Below are 7,274 nucleotides of genomic sequence, written 5' to 3'. Positions count from 1 at the left end.
TTATGGGCACTTAGGGCCAATGAATTTGCCGCTTTTGCTCCTACGGCGACAGCTGCGGGTAAACTAGTAAATAGGCTTATCCCTAAGCCTGTCCTGCATCTGATGGGTGAAAATGATCCGCTGGTCAAACCAGTGATGCAAAAAATGACCTGCAACAGGGTCTTAAAGCTCAACGAATGTGAAAAAGAAGGAAAGCCAATAGGAAAAAATATTACATTTTACGCTGGAAAAAATGGTAACGATGTGACCCTTTATATACATAATGAGGGACATCAATACCCTAATGAGGCTAACAGAATCATCATCGACTTCTTTAAAAAATATCCGAAGAAATAATTTTATTTATTGTTTGTAGAGACGCAAGATTTTGCGTCTCTACGTAATTATATATTAATTCAATACCTCAGCCAGTTTCTTTTCCAATGCTTCGCCTCTGAGATTCGAAGCGATGATCCGACCTTCTTTATCCAGGAGAAAATTTTGTGGAATTCCACGTATGGCATACAGTTTTACGACATCTGATTCCCAACCTTTCAGTTCGGATACATGTTGCCATTGGCCTAACTGATCCGTCTCGATAGCCTTCAGCCATTTTTCTTTACCATTTGGATTATCCAACGACACCCCAAAAACGGTAAATCCCTTGTCTTTGAACTTATTGTAGGCCGCCACAACATGAGGATTCTCTTGACGGCAAGGCCCACACCAAGATGCCCAAAAATCCACCAACACATATTGCCCGCGTAAGGAAGACAAGGCTATAGGCTTGCCACTGGTATCCGGAAGTGTAAAGTCAGGAGCTACCGATCCTGCAGCAAGCTTGGATAATGCTTCTATCCGAACCTGGATATCTTTACCTCTTAGCGTATTCTTATAGTTTGCCGGTAAAGCCTCAAAAGCACGGGACATATCTTTCACATTATCCTCTTTCAGCAGTTCGCCGATCAGATTCATCGTGATATAACTTTTCGGGTTGTCTGCTATATATTGGGTATTGAGATCGTTCTGACGAGCGTATATCTGGGTGGCACGCTGTTGCAATTGGCCAATGAAAGCCGGATCATTCTTTTGCGTATCCGTCGCCGCTCCATACTCCTTGTCCAACGCTGCCATCTGCTCCTCGATCTCTTTGTTTGCCGCCCTGTATTTTGCGAACTCCTCATTCAAAGCCGTGCCGCTGATCTTGGCCTGTTCCAAATTATCACCTTCTACAGTAATAACGCCTTTGGACAAGTAAATCATATTGACCCCATCGGGTTTTGCCAATTCATGCAGTGATTTGCCCTCTTTGGTCAAGATCAGGTATGCCTGTCCTGGTTCCTGTACACGTCCCTGGAATTTGAACTCTCCATTGACCACATGGGCCGAATCGATTCTCCGTTGACCTTGATCCGCATATTGCATAAAGATTTTGGCCGGAGCCTGCAAATCGCCTATTTTTCCCTTCACCGTAAAATCTTCCTGTGCCCAAAGCAAAGCAGGAAGTGCCATCGCACCCATTAAAATTGTTTTTTTCATGCTATCGTTTAACTGTTTAACTGTTTAATCGTTTAATTGTTTAAGTAGGATGTCTGCTGGATTCTTTTTAACCCTTTAATCCTCCTAACCGATTAACCTTTTAATTTACTTTTCAAATTTTGATTATTATTCAATTGATATTTGTACAGACCGTTTAATTGATTTATAATCCTATCTATGTCTAATCTTAGTTCAGTATATATATCTTTCTCAAGAAAATTTAGCCTTAGGGCTACGTTCAAATGATTGATCGTTTCCAAAGCAGAGGAATAAGCCATATTCGTAAAATGAGCCTGATCTACATTAGAAGACCTTCCTGATCCTTCTGCCAAATTGGCTCCTATACTCTCCGTCGATCTTTTTAACTGTCTACATAGGTCAAACTGCTCTTCTTTCGGAAATTTGGTCAACGTAGCTCTGATTCTTACACTATAATCCAAAGAGTCTTGATATACTTGCAACTTTTCAAAAGAATAAATATGATAACTCATGCTTTGATGTTTAAGGTTTAACCTCTTAAATGTATGAAGTTGATGGCTTTAGACTCTCTTAATCTCTTAAACGATTAAGCCTCCTCACCTTTCAAGGTTTAAATGTTTAATCGCTTAACTGCTTAATTGTCTAAGTAAGATCTCTGTTGGATTCTTCCTAACACTTTAATCATTAAACGATTAAGCTTCCTAATCCTTTAACCCAACACTTACCACCTTCCGCTAGCGCCACCACCACCAAAACCGCCTCCGCCGAAGCCTCCAAATCCACCGCCTCCGCCGAAGCCACCTCCGCTACCAAATCCTCCCCCACCGAAACTACCACCGCCGGATCTTCCCGAACGACCTCCGTGACCACTATTCCCCATGCCGTTCAGCAACATCCACCAAAACAGATCCGAAGAACCTTTGCCGTTCATGACCTTGCCTCCTCTATTCTTACCTCCCCCGCCTTTGGAGATAATGGAAATTAGGATAAAAATCACGATCAACACCAACAGTCCACTCATTTTGCCTCCTTCTCCCTCTGCCCTGTCTTTGGGGTCGGCTTTGTATTCGCCTCGCGTATACTTCATCAGCGAGTTGGTCGCCGCATCCAAGCCTCCATAGTAATCCTGTCGTCGAAAAGCCGGCTTGATGTCATTCTCGATGATTCGATAAGCAATGGCGTCAGGCACAGCTCCCTCCACACCGTATCCCGTCTGTATGGTCACCGCCCGATCGCCTATAGCAGCCAACAGCATAATACCATTATTGTATTTGGCCTGTCCTACGCCCCATTTTTGAGCCAGACGTACCGCATAGTCCGCGATATCGTATCCCCCTGTGGTCTTGATCAATACAACAGCTATCTGTGTCGATGTACTATCATCGAAGCCTCGCAACTTTCGTTCCAAAGCTTGGATATCTGCCGGAGACAATGTCCCCGTATAGTCGTTTACCAAACTATTCGGTGCAGCCGGTAACTCTTGAGCCTTCGCCCCGGATAGCGCAACGACCCATACAATTCCAAAGATCAAGAGACACCGACATGTAGAAAACAGTCTCTCGATAGCGGTCCCCTGCTTTGCCTTATATTTAATGTTTTCCAAAGTAAATGTCGTTTGGTAATTCATTGATATCATCCTCCTGTCTGGGAAAATAATGCTGTAATTGTTTTCCGGCGTTCTGGATACCTGCAACCAATCCACCCGCAAAATCCCCTTGCCTAAAGAAGGTTAACATCTCGTTTTTCGTACATTCCCAAAAATCACCTTCCACCTTTTCGTCTATCCCCACATCCCCAATGATCGCAAAACGATGGTCGGCAATAGCAAGATAGATCAAAACACCATTGCGCTGTAAGGTATTGTGCATTTCTAGTTCCTCGAAATAATGGGTTGCCTTTTGCATGATATCCTCTTGCATCACCGTATTTTCGACGACCACACGTATCTCTCCCGAAGTCATACCCTCAGCCTGGCTGATGGCATGGACAACTTTCTCCTGGTCTTCCGAATTCAATAAAGCCATGTTTGTTTTTTAAAATTAACGTAGTCCCACACCCAATTATTTGTAATTAATTAATACGAGCAGTGCCGTTGTAGATTACTGAGGGTGTCTAAAAAGCCAATCATACCGTCATTTCGAGGAGGTACGACGAGAAATCTATGGTTAAGCAGTTTTTCAACTTGTTGAAAATTAGTTAATTCTAATTCATCCATAGATTTCTCCCTCTGGTCGAAATGACGATTGAATGGATTGCCAGACCTTTTTAGACACCCTCATGCAAGCGTGCTACCTGTATGTCTTACTCATGTGCATACCAAGTTACCTGCCGGACAGATAGACGTGCGCCAGCAACTAGTTTAAACTACCCTGTTAAAACGATACCGTTGGCGCTTTATCAGCACCTTCCTGTGCCTGGAAAGTTCCTTTGGCCTTGAAGCCGAACAAGCTTGCCATGATGTTGTTTGGAAAGCTCCTTACTGTCGTATTATAGTCCTGCACAGCTTCGTTAAAAGCTCTACGTTCGACCGATATACGGTTTTCAGTACCTTCCAGCTGGGCTTGAAGCTCTTGGAAATTCGAATTGGCTTTCAGATCAGGATAGGCTTCCACACTGACCAACAGACGGCCGATAGATTGCGATAGCGCATCCTGCGTCTTTTGGTATTCAGCAATAGCCTCTTCCGACAGGTTGGAAGGATCTACGGTCACCGAAGTGGCCTTAGCACGTGCTTCTACCACAGCAGTCAATGTACCTTGTTCATGTTGGGCAGCACCTTTTACCGTAGCGACCAGATTCGGGATCAAATCGGCGCGGCGCTGATAGGCATTTTCGACCTGTGCCCATTTTGCTTTTACATTTTCATCCTTCGAAACCATGGTATTGTAACCACAAGAACTAAAAGAAAGGGCCGTAAACAGACCCACTAAAGCGATTAATACTCTTTTCATGTGTATTTATTTATTCTATCTGATTTTTTAAAATTACGAATAAGTTTTTAAAATCTTAGCATATTGATTCAAAGCAATAGGATGCTCGGAGTCAAATCTTCATGTTCTGATCTGAAATGATATGTAAAGGGGACATTTATTTTAGACATTCTTTTTGTCGCTCAAGCCGCGACGGGCTCCTCCTTTTTATTCGTGTGTGTTTATTTTTTATGGCACTCATGCTACTTCGTGGTTTCCGCAAAAAAGGAGGCAAAAAACTCGTCGCTTGAACCTTTTGGCCGTAGGGATTGTGCATCTCACTGCATTTGCCAAAAGCTTCACATGCGACATCTTTAGCGAATGTAGGGATAGTGCTTTTATTCTTTATCTATACATACAATGCAATGACGCACAAGCTATGATGGAAAGTAATAGCGCAAAGAACGGCCTTTCATCATATCGAGATCAAGGCCACGGAGCTACGGTCTTGCTGGCGCACTCCTAGCACAATGCAAGCCTTTTCAGTCCTAGGGCAGGGACTAGGGGTTGGAGACATTAAAAGGCGCTTCCGTAGTGGAGCGTGCCGTATCGATGAGAGGATGAACAGCCTTGATTCTTTGTTCCTTTCTCATCCAAGGAGAAAGGAAAGCCCGTGCGGCTTGAGCACAAAGAAAAACCTGTCTAAAATAACCCTCCATTTATACTATCAACAAAAAAATAAAACCCGATGACTCTGCGTAAGTTTCGAAACGGAGGTGTCTAAAAAGTCGTCATGTTGAGCGAAGTCGAACACATCTCATTTTAGTAAGGCATTCACTATGAACGAGATCGTTATTCATACTATGTCTGTTTTTAATGGCATTCATGATTGCTCCGCAATTCGGCATTCTGAGGATGACGAACTGGAATTTAGGACTTTTTAGACACCCTCATTAAAAGCATAAGCAACAAAGTTAAACTTCGGATGTCTGTACTAAATCCTTATTTTTGTAAAACTTTTGGGATAAATACCCAATCCAGATCTATGCAAAAAGAAATCGAACTACCCATCCCACCCGACTTCATTCATGATGAGGGCTATATCAAACAACAGGGTGCACAAAAACTACGCATCCCCATAAAGCGTATCCATGGATTCCGTGTGCACAAGCGCTCGATCGATGCCCGTGGACGTCAGGTACTCTACCGTATCAAGGTTATCTTCTTTATCGATGAAGCGCCAATCCTTCCCACGGTTATCTCCGAACTGAAAGACGTTCGGGATGCCCCGCCGGTCATCATTATCGGTGCCGGACCTGCCGGGCTTTTTGCAGCTTACCGTTGCCTGGAGCTGGGACTCAAACCTATTGTCTTCGAAAGAGGAAAGGAAGTGCGGGAGCGTAGAAGGGATCTGGCACGCATCAACAAGGAAGGTGTCGTAAACCCCGAATCCAATTATTGTTTTGGGGAAGGGGGAGCCGGCACATATTCGGATGGCAAGCTGTACACCCGTTCCAACAAACGAGGAGATGTGCATAAGGTATTGTCGATCTTTGTCGAACACGGTGCAGACGAAGATATTCTTATCGATGCCCGGCCTCATATAGGGACAAACAAACTACCACATATCATTGAAAGTATGCGCCACCGTATTTTGGAAAAAGGTGGAGAAATACTTTTTGACACCAAGGTGGTGGATATTTTGGCCGAATTTGGACAGGTAACCGGTGTACAGACCGCCGATGGAACTGTCTTTCGCGCACAGCACGTCTTAGTAGCGACGGGTCATTCTGCCCGGGATATTTTTGAACTGTTCCGGCGCAAAAACTGGCTTCTGGAAGCCAAGCCTTTTGCCCTGGGTGTACGTATAGAACATCCTCAGGAGATCATCGACCGTGCACAGTATCATTGCGATCTTCGCCATGACAATCTGCCCCCTGCCTATTATAGCTTGGTGGAGCAGGTACAGGGGCGCGGCGTATTCTCCTTCTGTATGTGTCCGGGTGGAATTATCGCCCCTTGTGCGACCGATGCCGATGAGATCGTCGTCAACGGATGGTCTCCTTCCAAACGCAACAATCCCCACGCCAATTCGGGAACCGTCATCCAGATCAATCTTGACGACGTCCCACAGGTTGAGACAAACCCTTTCGCCTTGCTGGACTTCCAACGGCAAATAGAACAACGGGCTTTTGAACAAGGTGGAGGAAACCTCGTTGCTCCGGCACAACGGATGGTCGATTTTGTTGAAAACAGGGTTTCACATGACCTGCCGGTCAATTCGTACAAACCGGGTACCCGGTCGGTAAATCTCAACGAGGTGCTGCCACAATTTGTACACGAAGCCTTACGGGAAGCGTTACCTGTTTTCGGGAAAAAGATGCATGGATATTATACCAATGAAGCTATTTTGGTAGGGGTAGAATCCCGGACTTCTTCTCCCATACGTATCCCACGTGACAAGGAAACCTTGCAACATCCTCAGATTGCAGGACTATATCCTTGTGCCGAAGGAGCGGGGTATGCAGGCGGAATTGTCTCTGCTGCCATTGATGGAATGAATTGTGTGGAGGCTATTAGCCGTAGGCTATAAGCTATAGGCTTTGGGGAGGTTGTGCCTATAGCCTACAGCATAAAGCTTATAAAAAAATATATAATTCCTCTTGACAGGAATGGTATTAACTTCTATATTTGTGCCACAAAACAAGCGAAAGTAGCTCAGTTGGTAGAGCACAACCTTGCCAAGGTTGGGGTCGCGAGTTCGAATCTCGTCTTTCGCTCCACAAGAGAAGCCGCCTCATAACAGCATGAGGCGGCTTTTTGTTGTTATGCCAAGTGTGGTTAATACATGAATTTAAGGGGTTAAAT

At 44.6% G+C, this 7,274-nt stretch carries 6 protein-coding genes, 1 tRNA gene and 1 pseudogene; 3 read left to right on the top strand and 5 right to left on the bottom strand.

Annotated elements, in window-relative coordinates; genetic code table 11:
- Positions 1 to 336 (top strand): annotated as a pseudogene (locus G5B00_RS17550) (esterase); the annotation flags it as partial.
- Between the two features lie 54 nt (positions 337 to 390).
- Here the strand turns inward: G5B00_RS17550 and G5B00_RS17545 are convergent.
- From G5B00_RS17545 to G5B00_RS17525, 5 genes are all read right to left on the bottom strand, one after another.
- The gene (locus tag G5B00_RS17545; protein ID WP_163878689.1) at positions 391 to 1,518 is read right to left on the bottom strand and encodes a TlpA disulfide reductase family protein; all 1,128 of its coding nucleotides are present in this window, start codon (positions 1,516 to 1,518) and stop codon (positions 391 to 393) included.
- Between the two features lie 92 nt (positions 1,519 to 1,610).
- Positions 1,611 to 2,009 carry a four helix bundle protein gene (locus G5B00_RS17540; RefSeq protein WP_163878687.1) on the bottom strand — a complete coding sequence of 133 codons (399 nt, stop codon included), beginning with the start codon at positions 2,007 to 2,009 and terminating at the stop codon, positions 1,611 to 1,613.
- Between the two features lie 209 nt (positions 2,010 to 2,218).
- Positions 2,219 to 3,028, bottom strand: a complete 810-nt coding sequence (locus tag G5B00_RS17535; protein ID WP_240894574.1) for a TPM domain-containing protein — start codon at positions 3,026 to 3,028, stop codon at positions 2,219 to 2,221.
- Between the two features lie 58 nt (positions 3,029 to 3,086).
- Positions 3,087 to 3,521, bottom strand: coding sequence for a TPM domain-containing protein (locus G5B00_RS17530; RefSeq protein ID WP_163878681.1), 435 nt, complete (start codon positions 3,519 to 3,521; stop codon positions 3,087 to 3,089).
- 348 nt (positions 3,522 to 3,869) lie between these two features.
- Positions 3,870 to 4,448, bottom strand: a complete 579-nt coding sequence (locus G5B00_RS17525) for a LemA family protein (RefSeq protein ID WP_163878678.1) — start codon at positions 4,446 to 4,448, stop codon at positions 3,870 to 3,872.
- A gap of 1,003 nt (positions 4,449 to 5,451) precedes the next feature.
- Here G5B00_RS17525 and G5B00_RS17520 point away from each other — a divergent pair.
- Positions 5,452 to 6,999, top strand: a complete 1,548-nt coding sequence (locus G5B00_RS17520) for an NAD(P)/FAD-dependent oxidoreductase (RefSeq protein ID WP_163878675.1) — start codon at positions 5,452 to 5,454, stop codon at positions 6,997 to 6,999.
- A 114-nt stretch (positions 7,000 to 7,113) separates the two neighbouring features.
- Positions 7,114 to 7,189: transfer RNA gene (locus tag G5B00_RS17515), tRNA-Gly, on the top strand.
- Positions 7,190 to 7,274 lie beyond the last annotated feature (85 nt).

This window comes from Parapedobacter sp. SGR-10 (assembly GCF_011030405.1).
Lineage (GTDB): Bacteria > Bacteroidota > Bacteroidia > Sphingobacteriales > Sphingobacteriaceae > Sphingobacterium.
This window is presented reverse-complemented; position numbering and strand designations above follow the sequence as displayed.

What these genes read in the sequence shown, in the direction of transcription:
- G5B00_RS17545 (WP_163878689.1), bottom strand. Translation starts at nt 1,518, where the DNA reads ATGAAAAAAACAATTTTAATGGGTGCGATGGCACTTCCTGCTTTGCTT.
- G5B00_RS17540 (WP_163878687.1), bottom strand. Translation starts at nt 2,009, where the DNA reads ATGAGTTATCATATTTATTCTTTTGAAAAGTTGCAAGTATATCAAGAC.
- G5B00_RS17520 (WP_163878675.1), top strand. Translation starts at nt 5,452, where the DNA reads ATGCAAAAAGAAATCGAACTACCCATCCCACCCGACTTCATTCATGAT.
- G5B00_RS17530 (WP_163878681.1), bottom strand. Translation starts at nt 3,521, where the DNA reads ATGGCTTTATTGAATTCGGAAGACCAGGAGAAAGTTGTCCATGCCATC.
- G5B00_RS17525 (WP_163878678.1), bottom strand. Translation starts at nt 4,448, where the DNA reads ATGAAAAGAGTATTAATCGCTTTAGTGGGTCTGTTTACGGCCCTTTCT.